This window comes from Qipengyuania sp., from assembly GCF_042095715.1.
Classification (GTDB): Bacteria; Pseudomonadota; Alphaproteobacteria; order Sphingomonadales; family Sphingomonadaceae; genus Qipengyuania.
In genome coordinates this window covers 1-15,953 of sequence record NZ_JBELMO010000070.1, presented here as the reverse complement: position 1 = coordinate 15,953, position 15,953 = coordinate 1, and the positions used below count along the sequence as shown (strand labels likewise).

At 63.8% G+C, this 15,953-nt stretch carries 16 protein-coding genes and 1 tRNA gene; 6 read left to right on the top strand and 11 right to left on the bottom strand.

Features of this window, described 5'->3' with window-relative positions; translation table 11 throughout:
* Window positions 1-785 (top strand): isoaspartyl peptidase/L-asparaginase family protein (locus ACFDTG_RS13750; protein WP_375291586.1); only part of this gene is annotated, 785 nt, incomplete at its 5' end.
* Window positions 786-791: 6 nt separating this feature from the next.
* Here the strand turns inward: ACFDTG_RS13750 and bla are convergent.
* Both bla and ACFDTG_RS13740 read right to left on the bottom strand, forming a co-directional pair.
* Window positions 792-1,721, bottom strand: a complete 930-nt coding sequence (gene bla / locus ACFDTG_RS13745) for a class A beta-lactamase (protein ID WP_375291585.1) — start codon at window positions 1,719-1,721, stop codon at window positions 792-794.
* A 4-nt stretch (window positions 1,722-1,725) separates the two neighbouring features.
* On the bottom strand, window positions 1,726-2,616 hold the full coding sequence (locus ACFDTG_RS13740; protein WP_375291584.1) for a prephenate dehydratase: 891 nt from the start codon (window positions 2,614-2,616) through the stop codon (window positions 1,726-1,728).
* A gap of 119 nt (window positions 2,617-2,735) precedes the next feature.
* Here ACFDTG_RS13740 and ACFDTG_RS13735 point away from each other — a divergent pair, with 119 nt between their 5' ends.
* On the top strand, window positions 2,736-3,443 hold the full coding sequence (locus ACFDTG_RS13735) for a c-type cytochrome (RefSeq protein WP_375291583.1): 708 nt from the start codon (window positions 2,736-2,738) through the stop codon (window positions 3,441-3,443).
* A 36-nt stretch (window positions 3,444-3,479) separates the two neighbouring features.
* On the opposite strand, the gene ACFDTG_RS13730 is transcribed toward ACFDTG_RS13735, so the two are convergent.
* Together ACFDTG_RS13730 and ACFDTG_RS13725 are read right to left on the bottom strand one after the other, a co-directional pair.
* Window positions 3,480-4,154: an RlmE family RNA methyltransferase gene (locus ACFDTG_RS13730; protein ID WP_375291582.1), complete on the bottom strand. Its 675-nt coding sequence runs from the start codon at window positions 4,152-4,154 to the stop codon at window positions 3,480-3,482.
* Window positions 4,155-4,166: 12 nt separating this feature from the next.
* Window positions 4,167-5,399 carry a Ppx/GppA phosphatase family protein gene (locus ACFDTG_RS13725; protein WP_375291581.1) on the bottom strand — a complete coding sequence of 411 codons (1,233 nt, stop codon included), beginning with the start codon at window positions 5,397-5,399 and terminating at the stop codon, window positions 4,167-4,169.
* A gap of 193 nt (window positions 5,400-5,592) precedes the next feature.
* Between ACFDTG_RS13725 and ACFDTG_RS13720 the strand changes: the two genes are divergently transcribed.
* Window positions 5,593-5,666: transfer RNA gene (locus tag ACFDTG_RS13720), tRNA-Gln, on the top strand.
* 508 nt (window positions 5,667-6,174) lie between these two features.
* Here the strand turns inward: ACFDTG_RS13720 and ACFDTG_RS13715 are convergent.
* The 3 genes from ACFDTG_RS13715 to ACFDTG_RS13705 all read right to left on the bottom strand — a co-directional run bounded on the left by ACFDTG_RS13715 (window position 6,175) and on the right by ACFDTG_RS13705 (window position 9,332).
* Complete coding sequence (locus ACFDTG_RS13715) at window positions 6,175-6,384, bottom strand: hypothetical protein (RefSeq protein WP_375291580.1); 210 nt, start codon at window positions 6,382-6,384, stop codon at window positions 6,175-6,177.
* 38 nt (window positions 6,385-6,422) lie between these two features.
* Window positions 6,423-7,592, bottom strand: a complete 1,170-nt coding sequence (locus ACFDTG_RS13710) for a DUF3089 domain-containing protein (RefSeq protein WP_375291579.1) — start codon at window positions 7,590-7,592, stop codon at window positions 6,423-6,425.
* A gap of 111 nt (window positions 7,593-7,703) precedes the next feature.
* Complete coding sequence (locus ACFDTG_RS13705; protein WP_375291578.1) at window positions 7,704-9,332, bottom strand: carboxylesterase/lipase family protein; 1,629 nt, start codon at window positions 9,330-9,332, stop codon at window positions 7,704-7,706.
* Between the two features lie 197 nt (window positions 9,333-9,529).
* On the opposite strand from ACFDTG_RS13705, the gene ACFDTG_RS13700 reads away from it, so the two are divergent.
* Entirely contained in the window at window positions 9,530-12,505 is a 2,976-nt protein-coding gene (locus ACFDTG_RS13700; RefSeq protein ID WP_375291577.1) for a TonB-dependent receptor domain-containing protein, read from the top strand.
* Between the two features lie 128 nt (window positions 12,506-12,633).
* Window positions 12,634-13,266 (top strand): TetR/AcrR family transcriptional regulator, encoded by a 633-nt coding sequence (locus ACFDTG_RS13695; protein WP_375291576.1) that lies wholly within the window; start codon window positions 12,634-12,636, stop codon window positions 13,264-13,266.
* Between the two features lie 93 nt (window positions 13,267-13,359).
* Here ACFDTG_RS13695 and ACFDTG_RS13690 read toward each other — a convergent pair whose 3' ends face one another.
* The 3 genes from ACFDTG_RS13690 to ACFDTG_RS13680 are packed head-to-tail and all read right to left on the bottom strand — an operon-like array spanning window position 13,360 to window position 14,293.
* Window positions 13,360-13,743 carry a DoxX family protein gene (locus tag ACFDTG_RS13690; protein WP_375291575.1) on the bottom strand — a complete coding sequence of 128 codons (384 nt, stop codon included), beginning with the start codon at window positions 13,741-13,743 and terminating at the stop codon, window positions 13,360-13,362.
* Window positions 13,740-14,006: a DUF3253 domain-containing protein gene (locus ACFDTG_RS13685; RefSeq protein WP_375291574.1), complete on the bottom strand. Its 267-nt coding sequence runs from the start codon at window positions 14,004-14,006 to the stop codon at window positions 13,740-13,742. The genes ACFDTG_RS13690 and ACFDTG_RS13685 overlap by 4 nt, the downstream gene beginning before the upstream one ends.
* Window positions 14,003-14,293, bottom strand: coding sequence for a DUF427 domain-containing protein (locus tag ACFDTG_RS13680; protein WP_375291573.1), 291 nt, complete (start codon window positions 14,291-14,293; stop codon window positions 14,003-14,005). The genes ACFDTG_RS13685 and ACFDTG_RS13680 overlap by 4 nt, the downstream gene beginning before the upstream one ends.
* 113 nt (window positions 14,294-14,406) lie before the next feature.
* Between ACFDTG_RS13680 and ACFDTG_RS13675 the strand changes: the two genes are divergently transcribed.
* Window positions 14,407-15,723 carry a dipeptidase gene (locus tag ACFDTG_RS13675; RefSeq protein WP_375291572.1) on the top strand — a complete coding sequence of 439 codons (1,317 nt, stop codon included), beginning with the start codon at window positions 14,407-14,409 and terminating at the stop codon, window positions 15,721-15,723.
* A 20-nt stretch (window positions 15,724-15,743) separates the two neighbouring features.
* Here the strand turns inward: ACFDTG_RS13675 and ACFDTG_RS13670 are convergent, their stop codons facing one another.
* Entirely contained in the window at window positions 15,744-15,932 is a 189-nt protein-coding gene (locus tag ACFDTG_RS13670; RefSeq protein WP_375291587.1) for a DUF3008 family protein, read from the bottom strand.
* Window positions 15,933-15,953: the final 21 nt, after the last annotated feature.

The following is a 15,953-nucleotide window of genomic DNA, read 5'->3' as shown; positions in this document are numbered from 1 at the left end:
AGTTCAACGCGGGCAAGGGCGCGGTCTACACCTGGGACGAAACGCATGAGTTGGACGCCTCGATCATGAACGGCGCGGATCGGGCGGCAGGTGCGGTCGCGGGCGTCACCACCGTGCGCCATCCGATCCTGCTTGCGCGCAAGGTGATGGAAGACAGCCCGCATGTGATGCTTGCCGGCCGGGGTGCGGAGGCGTTTGCTTCCGAGAAGAGGCTGGAACTGGTCGACAACAGCTTCTTCGACAGCCCGTCCCGGCTCGAGGCGCTGAAGCGGCTGAAGGCGGAGAATCTCTCCGCGCTCGATGTCGATATAAAGTTCGGCACCGTGGGCGCGGTGGCGCTCGATACGCACGGGCACCTCGCCGCGGGCACCTCGACCGGGGGCATGACGGGCAAACGCTGGGGCCGCATCGGCGATGCCCCGATCATCGGCGCGGGCACTTATGCCGATGATCGGGCCTGCGCGATTTCGGCAACCGGATGGGGCGAATATTTCATCCGCGTGGGTGTGGCCCACGAAATCTGCACGCGCATCCGGATGGCCCGCGAAACCACGCTGGAGGATGTGGCAGACAAGACCACGGGTACTATCGCGCTGACCGCCGACGTCGCGCAGGGCATTGCCGATGCAGTGATGCAGGAAGTGGCCGATGCGGGAGGCGATGGCGGGGTAATCCTCGTCACGCCCGAGGGGGAGGCGCTGTTCAGCTTCAACACCAGCGGCATGTATCGCGGTCGCGCTACCAGCGAAGGGACCAGCGAAGTCGCAATCTATGGCGACGAATGAGCTGCGTCAGGTAACGATGATCGTATAGTTGCGGCGGACCCAGCCGGCCAACACCTCGCCGACTTCGGCGAAGGCCGTGTCGATCCTGAGGGCATCGCTCGTCCCATCGACAGGTGCCTGATGATAGATGGCGAAGCAGATCGGCTGCGATGCCGGCCCGCGGCAGAAACCGATGTCTCCGCGGGTATACCCCATGCCGTCCCAATCGCCGCTGTTGCCGGTCTTGTCCCCCGCCAGCCATGTAGCGGGCAGGCCCGCGCGCACGCGCCTGAGGCCGGTTTCGGTCGCGACCATCCAGTCGCGCAGCGTGTCGGCGCTGCCGGGCGAAAGCGGGCTCGAATCAGGGCTGGCGACAAGGCGCGCGATCGTCTGCGCCATCGCGGCGGGCGTTGTGGTGTCGCGCCATTCGCCGGTCGGGACATTGTTGAGTTCGGGCTCGATCCGGTCGAGGCGCGAGATATCGTCGCCGATCCCGCGCCAGAAGGCGGTCAGCGCCGCCGGACCGCCCAGTTTCGCGAGCAGCAGGTTAGCGGCGGTGTTGTCGGACAGGATTTGCGCGGCGCGCGCCAGTTCGCGCCAACTCGCTCCGGTGGCGATCCGCTCGCGCGCGAAGGGCGCGTAGGACAGCAGATCATCCGCTGACCAGCGCACCTCTTCGTCCAGATCGATGGCGCCGTCCTGCGCGCGCACAAGCGTCAGCGCGGCGAGCGAGGTCTTGAAGGTGGAGGCCATGGGGAAGCGCTCATCGCTATGCAGGCCCATCGTTGCACCGCTTCCAGGATCAAGAAAGCCGACCCCCAACCTTCCCCCGGTCCGCCGTTCGATCCGCGACAAATCCGCCGTGAGCGACGGGTCGCTGCGCTCGTGAATGGGGACGCAGGCGCTTGCCCCCAGCGCCGCCATGCCGCCAATCAGAGTCCGGCGGTCTGTCAGCATCTTCTCAGCCCCGCTTGCGCGCCTGGCGGTAGCTGCCGAGCAGCCGCACCGAGTTGGTCTGGAACGCGAGTTCGTCCAGCGCCGCGTCGACGCGGGGATCGCCCGGTGCGCCCTCGATATCGGTGTAGAACGTGGTGGCGGCGAAGCTGGTCCCTTGCTGATAGCTTTCGAGCTTGGTCATGTTTACGCCGTTGGTCGCGAAGCAGCCAAGCGCCTTGTAAAGGGCGGCGGGCACGTTCTTCACCGCGAAGATGAAGGTCGTCATCGCGGTGCCCTCGATACCTGCGAGATCGCGCGGTTCCTTGGCCAGCAGCACGAAGCGGGTGGTGTTGTCGTGCGCGTCCTCCACCTCCCGCTCCACGATGGTGAGGCCGTAGAGTTCGGCGGCGAGCGGCGGGGCGATCGCGGCCATCGCCGGCTCTCCGCGTTCCGCCACCAGCGCCGCTGCGCCCGCCGTGTCGGCATAGCTCAGCCCGGCGATGCCGCGCTCGGCAAGATAGCGGCGCGACTGGGCAAGCGCATGGGGATGGCTCCAGGCACCTTCGAACGGCCCCTCGCCAAGCCCCATCAAGGCGTGGGTTATAGGCTGGAAATGCTCGGCGACGATGTGCAGTCCGCTCTCCGGCAGCAGGAAATGGATGTCCGCCACCCGGCCTGCCTGCGAATTGTCGATCGGAATCATCGCCGCCCCCGCAGTGCCATCGTGCACCGCGGCAAGCGCATCTTCGAACCCGTAGCACGGCAGCGGCAGCGCATCGGGATCGTGCGCCATCGTCGCCTGGTGCGAATTGGAGCCCGGTGCGCCGCCGAAGGACACGGCGCGGGCCGGATCGGCTGCGGCGGCGGTCCGCATGGCATCGACGAGGGCGAGGGCGGGCTGGGGAAACTTGCGCATGGAACCTGCGCTGCTATCGGGGCGGGCAAGCGGGGGCAAGCACCCTTGCGCAGGCGCGATGCTGACACTAGAGCGGCGCGCAACCAAAATTTCATCTGACGCGCGGAAGCCTTCATCGCATGAACGACAATTTCAACACCGCCGCCGGCTGGGTCCTTTTCGCCGGTATCATCGCGCTGGGCTCCTCGATCGCCAGCAGCCTTTATTTCCATGCCGACAAGCCAGAGCATTCGGAGGAGATGGGCTATTTCATCGAGGGTGAGGCCGAAGGCGGCGCCGAAGGCCCCGGTTACGATCTGGGAACCGTGCTCGCGGCCGCCGATCCCGCCGCAGGCGAGAAGATCTTCGCTAAGTGCACCGCGTGCCACACCATCAATCAGGGCGGCCCCAACGGCATCGGCCCGAATCTCTACGGAACGATGGGTGAGCCCATCGGACAGGGCAAGGGCGGCTTCGCCTTCTCCAGCGCGCTGTCGGGCCATGGCGGCACCTGGACCTATGAGGAAATGGATGCCTGGCTAAAAAGCCCCAAGGCCTATGCCCCCGGGACTAAGATGAGTTTTGCGGGTCTTTCCAAGCCGGAAGACCGCGCCAATATCATGGCCTATCTGAAAGCCAATGGTGGCGGTCCGGACTACCCGGCGCCCGCCGCACCGGCGGCAGAGGAAGGCGCCGAGGGCGATCAGGTCGATGTGGATGCACCGGGCGTCGGTCCGGGTGCGGTCGAAGGGACCAACGCCAGTCCCGCACAGGCGGCGGGTGCCATGGGCGGCGATCAGCCGGTCGCCAGCGATCAGGCCGCCACGGGCAACGCCGGCCAGGAATAAGCCGGACGCCGGTCTTCGGGCGGGTGCGAGGGCGGCTTAGCCGTCCTCGGCGCGCCCCTTGAACCCCTGAGCTATCACGTACCACTCGCTCGATCCCTTGCGGCTCGCGGGGGGTTTTGCGTGTTTTACGCTGCGGAAATGCGTCTTGAGCAGCGCCAGCAGCTCCGAATCCGTGCCGCCCGCCAGCACCTTGGCCAGATAGGCACCGCCCGGTGCCAGGTTCTCGATCGCGAACCAAGCCCCCGCCTCCACCAGCCCCATGGTGCGCAGATGGTCGGTCTGCTTGTGGCCCACGGTGTTGGCGGCCATGTCGCTCATGACCAGGTCGGGCGGCCCGTCCAGCGCGTCCGCAAGTGCGGCGGGCGCCTCGTCCGCCATGAAGTCCATCTCGAAGATCGTCACGCCATCGATCGGCTCCACCGGCAGCAGATCGATCCCCGCGATTGCGGCCTTGGGCGCGCGGCGGCGAACCACCTGGCTCCACCCACCCGGCGCGATTCCCAGGTCGACGACCCGCTTCACGCCCTTGAGAAGCGTGTATTTGTCATCGAGTTCTGTCAGCTTGTAGGCCGCCCGGCTGCGATAGCCGTCGGCCTTGGCCTGCTTCACGTAAGGATCGTTGAGCTGCCGCTCCAGCCAGCGGACCGAACTCGCGGTGCGGCCCTTGGCGGTCTTCACCCGCTTGCCGCTGTCCTTCACGCCTCTCGCCATTCTCCGTGCCCCTCAGACGCCGCGGTTGCGTTGCAGATGGGCGCGGCTCTGTTCCGCCCTGGCGTCCGCGGCGATGAGACTGCGCAAGATGCCTTCGCGAATGCCGCGGTCAGCCACGCCCAGCATTTCGGCAGGCCAGATGTCCAGGATCGATTCCAGGATTGCGCATCCGGCCACCACCAGATTGGCGCGGTCGTCCCCGATGGTGGGCAGGGTGCGCCGCTGGTCGCCGCTCATCGTGGACAGGCGCTGACAGATGCCACGCATGTCGGCCGAAGGCACGATCAACCCGTCCACAGCCTGGCGATCGTATTGCGGCAGTTCGAGATGCACGCTGGCCAGCGTGGTTACCGTCCCGCTGGTCCCTAGCAGGCGGACCTTGTCTTCGCCCATCGCGACGGGGGCAACACGGTCGGCGAAGGGGGTGAAGGCGCCGGAAACCAGCTGGCGCATCTTGGCATAGCGCGCCTGGCGCCCCTCGGCCGTACCGTCTGGCGCGGGCACGCTATCGGTCAGCGATACCACCCCCCAGGGTACCGACAGCCAGTCGAGGATGCGCGGCACAGGCGTATCGCCTGCTTCGATCAGTACCAGCTCGGTCGAACCGCCGCCGATATCGAAGACCACTGCTGGTCCCTCGCCGTCTTCCAGCAGGACGTGGCAGCCCAGCACCGCGAGGCGCGCCTCTTCCTGCGCGGAGATGATGTCGAGGGCTATGCCGGTCTCCTCGCGCACGCGCTCGATGAAGGCATCGCCGTTCACCGCGCGGCGGCAGGCTTCGGTGGCGACCGAGCGGGCCAGATGGACGTTGCGGCGCCGCAGCTTGTCCGCGCAGACGTGGAGCGCGGCCAGCGCGCGGTCCATCGCCGCGTCCGACAGGCGTCCGCTCGTCGCCAGCCCCTCGCCCAGGCGCACCACGCGGCTGAAGGCATCGATCACCGTGAAATGTTCGCCGGAAGGCCGCGCGATCAGCAGGCGGCAGTTGTTGGTGCCCAGGTCCAGCGCGGCGAAGGCCTGGCGGCGCGCGGGGCGCGTTCCGGGGGGGGGCGCGGAGAAGGGCGCGGGACGGCCTGTGTGCTCCCCCGACGGATCGTCGGCGGGTTCGACCCCGGGGAGCGGACTGCGCTCGGGGCGGATATCGGGCTGGGCGGGGCGCTTGTAGCGGAAATCGGCTACCTTGCCGGACGGTTTGCCCCCGTGCTTGCCAGCCCCCGTTATCATGTCCGGCGGAGCGTGATCCGCCATGGGCTTCGTGTCTTTCTTCTTGTCCTCCCGCGCGAAACCGATGGAAACCGCAGGGACCTGACGGCGACCCTAATGTTCTTGCGGTGCGGGGGCAAGTGCGCCGAGTCGCCCCCTTGACCCGGACACGCCCCCCGCTTATGGCGCGCGCCTCTCCGGGCGGCCCTGCGCTCACCCGGAACGCGACCAGCGCCGATGCCCCGTCCTCTAATGGTAAGAGAGCGGACTCTGACTCCGTCAATCAAGGTTCGAATCCTTGCGGGGCATCCAATCGGTTGAAAAGACACATGAAAACTTGGGTCCCTGGATTGGGCCGCCTTTTCGCGGGCCCCACCCAGGTTCCCCACGTGTTGCTTGGCCGGCGGCGAATGCGGGTGAAAAATTGCGCCGGTAGTGACGGCCTGGGGCGAGAGGGGCGCGGCGGGGATCACAAGCGGGGTGTGGCCCGCAATTAGCGGGCAGCCCAAAAACTCTGCAAACTATGGAAGGCGAATGGCTTCCGCACTGAGCGCACTGGCGGCGAGCCGTTCAGCGATCATCGGCGCTGCATCGCGTCCAGAGCTGCCGGATAGCGGCGCGTGGCGCGCTGGTAGATCTATGGCTTCAGTTATTCGGCCTAGCGCTTGTAGCGTCACATGGCGCCTTGAAATTTTCCTCGTGGCGAAGAGCTGAAAGTGGACAGTTCGCGCCACCTGTTGCTTTGGCCCATTTCCTTCTCTCGCTTTTCATGGTTCGTGAACTGTCAGCACTGATAAGAAACCCGAAGTGGATCATTGCCTCATTCCGACACTTGGCAAGAACGCTCGAAAAGGCCTTCATACTCTTCCCGCAAAATTGCCTTTTGTATCTTCGCCATCGAATTTCGGGGCAGAGCTTCGACGAACTGAAACATTCGAGGCCGCTTGAAACTCGCCAATGTCGTGTCCAGCCGGTCGCGTATTGCAGCCTCCGTCAAATCCGACCCGGGTTCCAGCGATACGATCGCCACCGGAGCTTCGCCCTAATCGAGGCTGCGGTCCTGTTCGCTCAGCGAGGGGCTGCAAGATACGCGCGGGTCTGGGAGCGGGCGAGATCCAAGAGATTTCCCATGACCAGGTTTATATCGATCAGGTGCAATCCCATTGCCGGGTTGATCTTGCCACCGGTGTAGATATCGCCGGTGATATCGTCCGTTCTTGGGTCGCTGGGATCGGCGTTGATCGAGATTGCGAGGTACTGGCCGCTCTCGTTGGATACGCATTCGCCGCTCAGCAAGCCGGGCACGGAAGCAAACGGCGTTTCGATTTCTGGCCCATCATTGACGAACCGGGGTTTCGGACCGCCCATAAGCGCGTCGGTCGTGAGATAGGAATGCAGCGAGGCCTTTCCCCCGCCAGGAGCAGCGGGATTGACGCAAGCGATTTCCATGCCGGGACGCTCGGTAGCGGCATAATCGTTTACGGGCCCGCTGTCCGCTCGAAAGCTTCGATAAGCGACGATGCATTGCGTCTGGTCTGCAGACCGGCAAAGCGGCATCGCAGTGAAAGTGCCGCCGACATCCCGGCCCTCGGGCACGACGACGCTGGTACCATTCAGATAAGCCGATACGATCCGTTCTTGTGAAGGCTTGCCGTCGATCTCATCCTGGATGAGGTTGATGAGCATGCGCGAGCCTTGCGAATGACCGATCAGGATCACCCCGCGCCCGTCGCTGTAATTGGCCAGGTAATGGTTCCAGGCTTCCTTCACATCCGCGATCGCGACGCGGTAGAGATCGGCCATTTTTTCACCGGAGCGGCCGCTCACGCCCAGCATCGTGATCTGGCGGTACTTCGGCGCATAAACCTGGCAGACATCGGCAAAGCGGGCCAACTGCTGATGAAGCACACGGCCTTCCTCCGGGCCCTCATTCCAGTCGGCATTCCCGGATCTGTCGAGTGACAGTGTCGGATAAATGTAAAAGCAGTCGATCGGCTGATCAGGCGAGGCATCGAATGCCTCGCGCGTGAGCGTTCCGTCGGCGGCCACCACCGTTGTCGTCAGATCCTGGTCGCAGCTATCCTGCCGACCTGGCAAGCAGAGCCACTTATCGGCATCGGCATAGAGTTCCGGCGCGGCGGCGGCCGTGATTGCTTGCGATGTTTCGAGGTTGGTTGCGCCTGCGCATCCCGTGGCAAGGCAAGCAAGAGCCGAGATGAAAGCGATGGATTTCGTCATTATCCTGGGTGTCCCGTGTATAATGCGTGAGAACAGGTGGCGTAGATTTCTCGGGTTTTGGAGGCCATTTGCTCGATGCGCGCCCTTCGCGCTGTGGAGCCTATGGCGGTGTCAATCCGCCGTCAGGCTGCGGAACCGTCCATTGCTGGTTTGCGTGGATGGAAATTGCGACATGAACTGCCGCTCCTCGCGATAGGGATCACTTTCGACATGGGGCGGCACGTCGAAGATCATCGTGGTGCGATCTGACAGCTCGTAAGGATGCCAATTCGGGATGGCGGCGTTGTTGGGGTTTCCGCTACGCGCAAAGGCCAGCCAGGTTTCGGCCATCGTATTGCTTAGCGCTGCCGTGTCGCTGGTGGGCGGACCGACCATGCGAGGACCCGATCCCTTGGTCACATTGTCGAAGATAAATGGCAGATCGAGTGAGTGCGGGCTGATCCGCTGACCCTGATATATGGGCGAGGGCCAATCGAGCTTATAGAGCCATGTCCGTTCGCGACCCTGCGAGGCACGGGCCTCGGCCATCAATGTCGCATCCCGGTCGTAGGCGCGTCCCGTCGCGATGCGGAAGAACAGTTCCGAAGGCGAGGCATCGGCATCGACGGCACGGTACGCCTTCAGAGCCTCGGCCTCGTTCCCCCGACCGACGAAAGGTTCGATTGCCGCGGGAAGAGCATCTTCGGTGAGAGCGAAGAGCTTGCGATCGCGCGCGCCCAGCTGCGCGGCCAGTTCGGTCCGTGCGGTGCCCACCATCATGGGAATGTGAGCGCTGAACTGGGGCGCGCGCGAAATGAACGGCTGTTCGGGAATGACGATACCGTCGAGCGTCGGCTCGAACCGGTATCCCGCTTTCTTGATTGCAGCCAGATTGGCTTCGCTCAGGGTTTTCTGCTCGATCCCCGCGAGTTTGCCTGCGTCCCCTTCACTCAAACCCAGTTCAGCGAGCAGAAGCCGTACCAGAGCATCGGCTTTTTCGGGCGTGTGGACCATCAGATGTGATCCGCTTTGCACGATACCGCGCTGAAACAAGCCGGTGGCCAGTGGACTGGCATAGCACATGGACACCTTGCGGCCCCCGCCGGATTGCCCGAAGATCGTTATGTTGTTCGGGTCTCCGCCGAATGCCGCGATGTTTTCCCGCACCCATCGCATCGCCATCGCAAGGTCCATGATTCCGGCATTGCCCGAACTGCGATATGCGTCGCCGAGCTGCCGGGAAAGATCGCAGAAGCCGAAGACGTTGAGGCGCGAATTGATCGTGGCGACGACCACGTCGCCCCGCTTGGCGAGGTTGGTACCATCATAGAGCGCGGAAGAACCCGTTCCGACCTCGAACCCGCCCCCATGAAACCATAGCATCACGGGCCGACGTTTCGCGTCGGGGGCCGGTGTCCACACGTTGATCCGCAGACAATCCTCGCTCATCGGCTCGTCGCCGGCAATGGCGGTGGGTGTCTGGGGGGCCTGGTCGCCGTAAGCCCCGGCATCGAACACGCCGCTCCAGGGTTCGGGGGCTCGCGGGGGGAGGAACCGTCGCCCCGTGGTATCCGCGCCATACCGCATACCCTTGAAAACGTGAACGCCGTCGGCTTGCACTCCGCGGACAAGGCCGCGCGCCGTTTCCACCGTGTTGCGCGAACGGGTCTGCGCCGCCGCAATCCCTGGATAGGCAAGAGCTGCGCCGACAGTGGCGGCCATCGAGCCCACAACGTCACGCCTGGACGGATGGTTGACCATTCAAAATCCTCCCTGTTTCCCGCCCTTTACCGGGCGTGGACCGGTCCGCTTCGAAACGAATCGAGCGAAGCCATCGCGAGCCTTGTTGAACGGAATTCGGCATCAACGCAAACTTTCAAACAGCCTTGACTGTTTCTGTTTGCGCAGGCACCTGATTTTCCGCGGCGCCGAAACGATGCGCCGAAGGGGAGAGAATTATGAAGTATCTGTCGCGCTGCGGCCTTCTCGTCGCCACCTGCACGCTGGCCTATGCGGGACCAGTAACTGCGCAGGAGGTGCCCGATGCGCAGGCGGCCACGGGTGCCGGAGAGCCGATCGTCGTGACCGGTTCGCGCATCGTCAGACGCGATTACAAGGCCGAGAGCCCTATCCTCACAATCGACGAGGAGTTCATCGAGAACTCCGGCCCCGTCACGGTAGAGCAGGCGCTGAACGCATTGCCGCAGTTTCAGGCCTCCCAGGGGGCGCAGACGTCATCGATCGGGGCCGCCGGCCCTGGATCATCGGGGGGTCGCGCGACCGCGAACCTTCGGGGGCTGGGTCCGGAACGCACGCTGGTGCTGTTCGACGGCCGGCGTCTTCAGCCTAGCGATCCATCCGGCACGATCGATCTCAACACCATTTCCCCGGCGCTTATATCCACCGTCGAGGTGATCACCGGAGGAGCTTCGGCGATTTACGGATCGGACGCGGTGGCAGGCGTCGTCAACTTCCGCTTCAACAACAGGTTTCGCGGTTTCGAAATAAACGCGGACGCTGGCCTCAGTGACGAGGGCGATGCTGCAACCTATTCAATTGCGGGTACGTGGGGCGGGTCCTTTGCGGACGATACCGCGCGCCTTTTCCTGTCCGCGTCCTATTACAACCGCGGCACCGCGTCCGCCAATGCGCGAACCCTGGGCGAGGATGATGCAGGCACCAGCACGCCGACGAGCGGACTTCTGGTCCAGAGCCGCAGCAATCTGTTCGGTCTGCCTGCAGCCAACGCGCGCTATGCCGCTTACCGTAATTTGTTTCTCAACACCTATGGAACCGCGCTGCCGTCGCTTGCGAGCAGCTATCTGGTCAATCTGGACGGCACCGTTCTCAGCTCTCAGGGTGGCCTGAACCTGCGCGATACGGCGACGACCGGATACAACATCACTAGTACCGGGCAGGTGCGTCAGCGGTTCTCCACCGATTCCACTCTCTATTTGCCGCTCGAACGCTACACCGGTTTCGCGCGGGGTGAACTCGATCTTTCCGACCGGATCACCGCTTATGCGCAGCTGAACTATGCGACCTATTCCACCGACCAGCTGTCCAGCCAGGGCGTGACCCAATCGGTGGTCGAACCAGTCACAATCAGTGCGGCAAATCCCTTTATCACGCCTGACCTGCGTATCCTGTTGAATTCCAGACCAAACCCCAACGGACCGATCACCTATTACTTCAATACCGGTCGGCTTGGCCGATTGCAGGTGCAGCAGGATTACGACGTCTGGCAGGGTCTGCTTGGGTTCAAAGGCCAGATCACCGACAATCTGTCGTTCGATCTATATGCAAGTCATGGTCGCACAGATCAGGATGCCACCGGATCGAACCAGGTCAGCCGCAGCAAATTCCTCCAGGTCGTGAATGCGCCTGACGGCGGACGCAGCTTGTGCGATGGCGGCTTTGACCCGTTCGGCTTCGCTCCGGCTTCGGCGAGCTGCCAAGCCTATCTGACGTTCAGCACCACCGATCGGAACAGCTACGAACAGACGATCGTGCAGGGCACCGTTACCGGCGATCTTTTCAAGCTTCCCGGTGGCACGGCCGGTTTCGCGATCGGTGCAGAATATCGCGACAATTCCTATGTCGTCGATATCGACCCCCGCAACAGCCCAACGCCGACCTCCGTACCGGGCGTTACGACTGCACCGGAAACCTTCGGAACCTCCGGCGCGCGCAGCACGAGCGGCGATCTCAACGTCAAGGAAATCTACGCCGAGGTCCTGCTCCCGGTGCTGTCCGACACGCCTTTCTTCGAGAGGCTGGAGGTCGATCTGGCCTATCGTTATTCCGACTACAGCCGCTTTGGCGGCGTCAGCACCTACAAAGCTGGCGCCAACTGGGAAATCCTGGACGGCTTCTCGGTGCGCGGCGGCTATTCGCGTGCCATCAGGGCGCCCAGCCTCGGGGATTTGTTCTCTCCGCAATCGGGAACCGCGGGCATCATCGGCCTTGCGTCGACCGGATCGGGCGATCCGTGCGATGTGGCCGGACAGGCGCGGCGGGGCCAGCTACCGGGCGTCGACCCGGCGCAGGTGCGGGCCTTGTGCCTGCAACAGGGCGTAAGTCCCGCGCTTATCGACCTGTTCGGCTATCCGGGGGCGGCAATTTCCGCCCTGCGCGTCGGAAACCCCGATCTGACCGAGGAAACGGCGGACAGTTATACGATCGGGGCGGTGCTTCAGCCTGCCTTCGCCGATAGCCTGTTCCGTACCTTCGCCTTTTCGATCGACTATTACGACATCAGCGTGAAGGATGCGATCGGCTACATCACCAGCCCCATCGCGCTGCGCGAATGCTTCAATCTGACCGGGCAAAACCCGAATTACGATCCGAACAACATTTTCTGCCAGCAGATCAATCGCGACAGCAACGGCTTTCTTTCCAACGTGAGGGAAAGGCTGGCCAATTTGTCCACCTATCAGACCGCCGGTCTCGACATGCAGCTGGATGCTTCGGTCGGGTTTGGGGAGACCGGGTTTCTGTCCCTCAACAGCGCTGTCACGCATGTCATGGATTACAAGATCCAATCGGTCGCGACCGATCCGGTTCTCGAATATGCCGGAACGATCGGCAACACGCAGATCGACGGCTTTTCCTCCACCCATCCCGAATGGAAAGCAGTCACTACTGCCACCATCGGTAATCCCAACACCTCGCTCTCCCTGCGCTGGCGTTACATCGGCTCGATGACGGCCTCCAGCAACGTCGGCGTGGAAGGGGCAAACGAACCTGGGGTCCCCGCCATCAGCTACTTCGATCTGATTGGGCGGATCGGTGTTGCCGACGATTTCGAACTGCGTCTCGGCGTGACCAATCTGACAGAGCCGGACGCGCCCCTGTATGGCGGCGCGATCGCGACGTCGGCCTACGACATCATCGGCCGCCGCTTCTTCGTGGGTGTGAAGGCGACTTTTTGAGGCCGTCTGATCGCCGACCCTTGGGGCCCTTCCATTAACCGCTCCATTCGTAGGCTTCTGGCAGAGGTCTTGCGCTATTGGCGCCTCTCAATAAGTCGGCGGCAGAGCGTAACGTACGGGACGACACGATGAGCGAGCAGGCAACCGAAAAAACAAAGACGCGCCGTACTCAGGCGGATCGCACGGCTGACACACGAAGGCGCGCGCTCGACGCCACGATCCGCTGCCTCGCCCGTGACGGCTATGCTGCGACCACTACCGTTCGGGTGGCGCAGGAGGCGGGGATCAGCCGCGGGGGAATGCTGCATCATTTTCCCACGCGGGCGGACCTGTTGTCGGAAACGCTCAAAGACATCGAAATGACGTTGCGGCGAAAGAGGGGGGACGCACTCAGCAGTCTTCCGGCCGATATCGATATGTTTGTCGCCCTCACTCGCATCGGGTGGGAAAGCTACCAGAGCGAAGAGGCCATGGCTCTGATCGAATTGACCATCGCCGCGCGTGGGGATGACGATCTCGCAGCGGCGCTCAGGAAAACCCACGCATCCGTTCACGGTTTCCAGCTCGAAGGCTCCGTGAAGGTTGCCCGCCACGTCGGTATCGAGAACGTGGAAATGGTGGAAGCGATGCACCTCCTCCACACGGCTGCGATGCGGGGGTTGCTGATCGAACAATCTATCGGGATCGACCCCGCTCGCGTCGATGCGGCGATCGATCTGCTTGTGCTCTACAAGGAATGGTTCGCCCAACGCTTCACTTAGGGTTGCTGTCGCAAGAACCTGAATTGCGGGCCTGAATGATCGGGCGGCAAAGCTCGAACCCGTCCACCCGGCCTATTTTGCGCGACGGCTCGGTCAGTCGATGACGCCGCCGGTCCACAGCGCCAGCCACACCAGCACCGGCTGCAGCGCCATGCGCGGCAGGTGATAGGCAAGGCCCAGACCGCCGTCCGTGCGTGCCATGTCCAGGGCGAAATGATTGATATTGGCGGGGAACACGCAGACGGCATAGAGCGCCAGCCCGATGGCTGCGGCGCGGCGCAGGCGTGGCCACCAGAGTTGCAAAAGGCCGATCGCCCCGGCTCCTTCGGCGATCCCGGTCCACAGGATCACCGCCGGTTTCATGGGCACCCAGTCGGGCGTCACCTGGATGAAGGGGGCCGGGCTCGCCAGATGAAAATACGCCGCGACCAGATAAAGCACGCCGAGCAGCCAGCGCAGCGCGATGCGGGCCGTCATGGCGTCACCGTGTCGGTATCCGGGCGGGGTGCGGCGGCTATGCGATAGGGGCCCTCGCGCCGGTGCAGTGCCCGGCCTTTCCATGAGGGGGTGATCGCGCCCCCGTCCAGCAGCTGGTCCACGGCCTTGTGCACGTCCTCCATGCGGGCGCGCCAGTCGCCGCCTTCCCCGGCCAGATCGCGCGCGACTTCGCTGGGGCACAGCGTGCGGCCCGCGCCGCGCGAGCGCAGCAGCGCCAGCGTGCGCTCTGCCGCCGCGCTCACGCCTCGCGCACCTCCACGCCCTTCCAGAACGCGATGCGGTCGCGGATTTCGCCGGCCGCGTCCTTTGGCTCGGGGTAGTACCAGGCTGCGTCGGGGTTGGTTTTGCCCGCCACGGTCAGCGCATGATAATGGGCGGTGCCTTTCCACGGGCACTGGCTGGTGGTGTCGCTGGGGCCGAGCACGGCGGCATTCACGTCCGCGCGCGGGAAGTAATAGTTGCCTTCCACGACTACGGTGCTGTCGCTGTGGGCGATTTCCTGACCGTTCCAACTGGCGATGACGGTCATGAGTGATCTCCTTCAAATCGTTTTGGCAAAAAAGCTTGACATTTATAACCAATATGGCTAATCAACCAACCGGTTTCGATGCGGCCTTGCTTTTGTTTCCGATAGACTAGGATATGCACGCGCCGCTGACGAGGGAGATTGACGACGTGACCCATTACCTTTCCCGCTTGACGCTGATCGCGGCGGCGCTGTTCGGCCTCGCCGCGGCGCCGGCGTCCGCGCAGCGAACCCCGCAGCAGGTGGCGGAGGCCGCGCTGAAGGCCGCGCCGGTGTTCGACGGACACAATGACGTGCCCGAGCAGTTGCGTGATCGCTATCGCAACGTGATCGCCGAATTCGATTTCAACGACAGCAGCAAGGTGCCCTCCAATGGCTGGGCCGAAGGTGGGATGCACACCGATATTCCTCGCCTCAGGGCCGGGAAGGTGGGGGGCCAGTTCTGGTCGGTGTATGTCTCCGCTTCGCTTGACGAGCCCGAAGCGGTCGTCGCGGTGCTGGAACAGATCGACGTGATGAAGCGTGTGATTGCGCGCTATCCCAGGGACCTGGCCTTCGTCACCACCGCCGATGGCGCGGCGGCCGCGATGAAGCAGGGCAGGATCGCTTCCCTTCTGGGCATGGAGGGTGGCAATTCCATCGGCGAGAGCCTGGCGGTGCTGCGCCAGACCTATGACCTGGGCGCCCGTTACCTGACGCTGACCCACTCCAAGACGCTGAGCTGGGCGGACAGCGCCACCGACGCACCGCAGCACGATGGCCTCACCGATTTCGGCCACAAGGTGGTGCGGGAGATGAACCGGCTGGGGATGCTGGTCGATATCAGCCATGTCAGCGAAGCCACAATGATGGACGTGCTCGACGAGGCGAAAGCGCCGGTGATCTTCAGCCATTCGGGGGCGCGCGCGGTGGATGGCCATCCGCGCAATGTGCCCGACAGCGTGCTGGCGCGTCTGCCGAAGAACGGCGGGATCGTGATGGCGGTGGGGTATCCCGCCTTCCTGAGCGAGGATTATCGCCAGTGGAGCGCCGATAACGCCGCGGAGACCGCCCGTCTCAACAGCCTTTACCCGGGCGACCCCAAGGCCGTGACGGATGGTGTTGCCGCTTGGGTTGGCGCCAATCCGCGCCCCAAGGCGACGGTGGCGCAGTGGGTCGACCATATCGACCATATCCGCAAGGTTGCGGGCATTGACCACATCGGGCTTGGTGGCGATTACGACGGGATGGAAATCGGACCCGAGGGGGCCGAGGACGTAACCGGATATCCGGCGCTGTTCACGGAACTGGCGCGCCGCGGCTACAGCCAGGCCGATCTGGAGAAGATCGCATCGCGCAATGTGCTGCGCGTCCTGCGCGGGGCGGAGGCTTACGCCGGAAGCGTGAAGGGTATGGCGCCGATCGAAACCCCCGCAGTGGGGACCGGGGAATAGGCCCCGGTCACGCCATACGCTCAGTCCTCGTCGATGTGGTCTGGTAATCCTTCGAGGTCTGTGGAGGCAAAATCCTCCAATTCGTCTTCGGACATGGAATCATACATGTCCTTGGAAGCGCCCTGCAGCTCCGACACCTTGGTGTCGCCGCGCTTGGCGGACAAAGCCGCTCCCGCGGCCCGTTGCTGGGCTTTCGATTTGGCGGGCATCGTCTGGCCTCCTTTGCTTGG

Excerpts from the sequence above, each read along its gene's own strand:
- bla (WP_375291585.1), bottom strand. The coding sequence starts at position 1,721 with ATGCTGACAGACCGCCGGACTCTGATTGGCGGCATGGCGGCGCTGGGG.
- ACFDTG_RS13740 (WP_375291584.1), bottom strand. The coding sequence starts at position 2,616 with ATGCGCAAGTTTCCCCAGCCCGCCCTCGCCCTCGTCGATGCCATGCGG.
- ACFDTG_RS13735 (WP_375291583.1), top strand. The coding sequence starts at position 2,736 with ATGAACGACAATTTCAACACCGCCGCCGGCTGGGTCCTTTTCGCCGGT.
- ACFDTG_RS13730 (WP_375291582.1), bottom strand. The coding sequence starts at position 4,154 with ATGGCGAGAGGCGTGAAGGACAGCGGCAAGCGGGTGAAGACCGCCAAG.
- ACFDTG_RS13725 (WP_375291581.1), bottom strand. The coding sequence starts at position 5,399 with ATGGCGGATCACGCTCCGCCGGACATGATAACGGGGGCTGGCAAGCAC.
- ACFDTG_RS13710 (WP_375291579.1), bottom strand. The coding sequence starts at position 7,592 with ATGACGAAATCCATCGCTTTCATCTCGGCTCTTGCTTGCCTTGCCACG.
- ACFDTG_RS13705 (WP_375291578.1), bottom strand. The coding sequence starts at position 9,332 with ATGGTCAACCATCCGTCCAGGCGTGACGTTGTGGGCTCGATGGCCGCC.
- ACFDTG_RS13700 (WP_375291577.1), top strand. The coding sequence starts at position 9,530 with ATGAAGTATCTGTCGCGCTGCGGCCTTCTCGTCGCCACCTGCACGCTG.
- ACFDTG_RS13695 (WP_375291576.1), top strand. The coding sequence starts at position 12,634 with ATGAGCGAGCAGGCAACCGAAAAAACAAAGACGCGCCGTACTCAGGCG.
- ACFDTG_RS13690 (WP_375291575.1), bottom strand. The coding sequence starts at position 13,743 with ATGACGGCCCGCATCGCGCTGCGCTGGCTGCTCGGCGTGCTTTATCTG.
- ACFDTG_RS13680 (WP_375291573.1), bottom strand. The coding sequence starts at position 14,293 with ATGACCGTCATCGCCAGTTGGAACGGTCAGGAAATCGCCCACAGCGAC.
- ACFDTG_RS13675 (WP_375291572.1), top strand. The coding sequence starts at position 14,407 with ATGCACGCGCCGCTGACGAGGGAGATTGACGACGTGACCCATTACCTT.
- ACFDTG_RS13670 (WP_375291587.1), bottom strand. The coding sequence starts at position 15,932 with ATGCCCGCCAAATCGAAAGCCCAGCAACGGGCCGCGGGAGCGGCTTTG.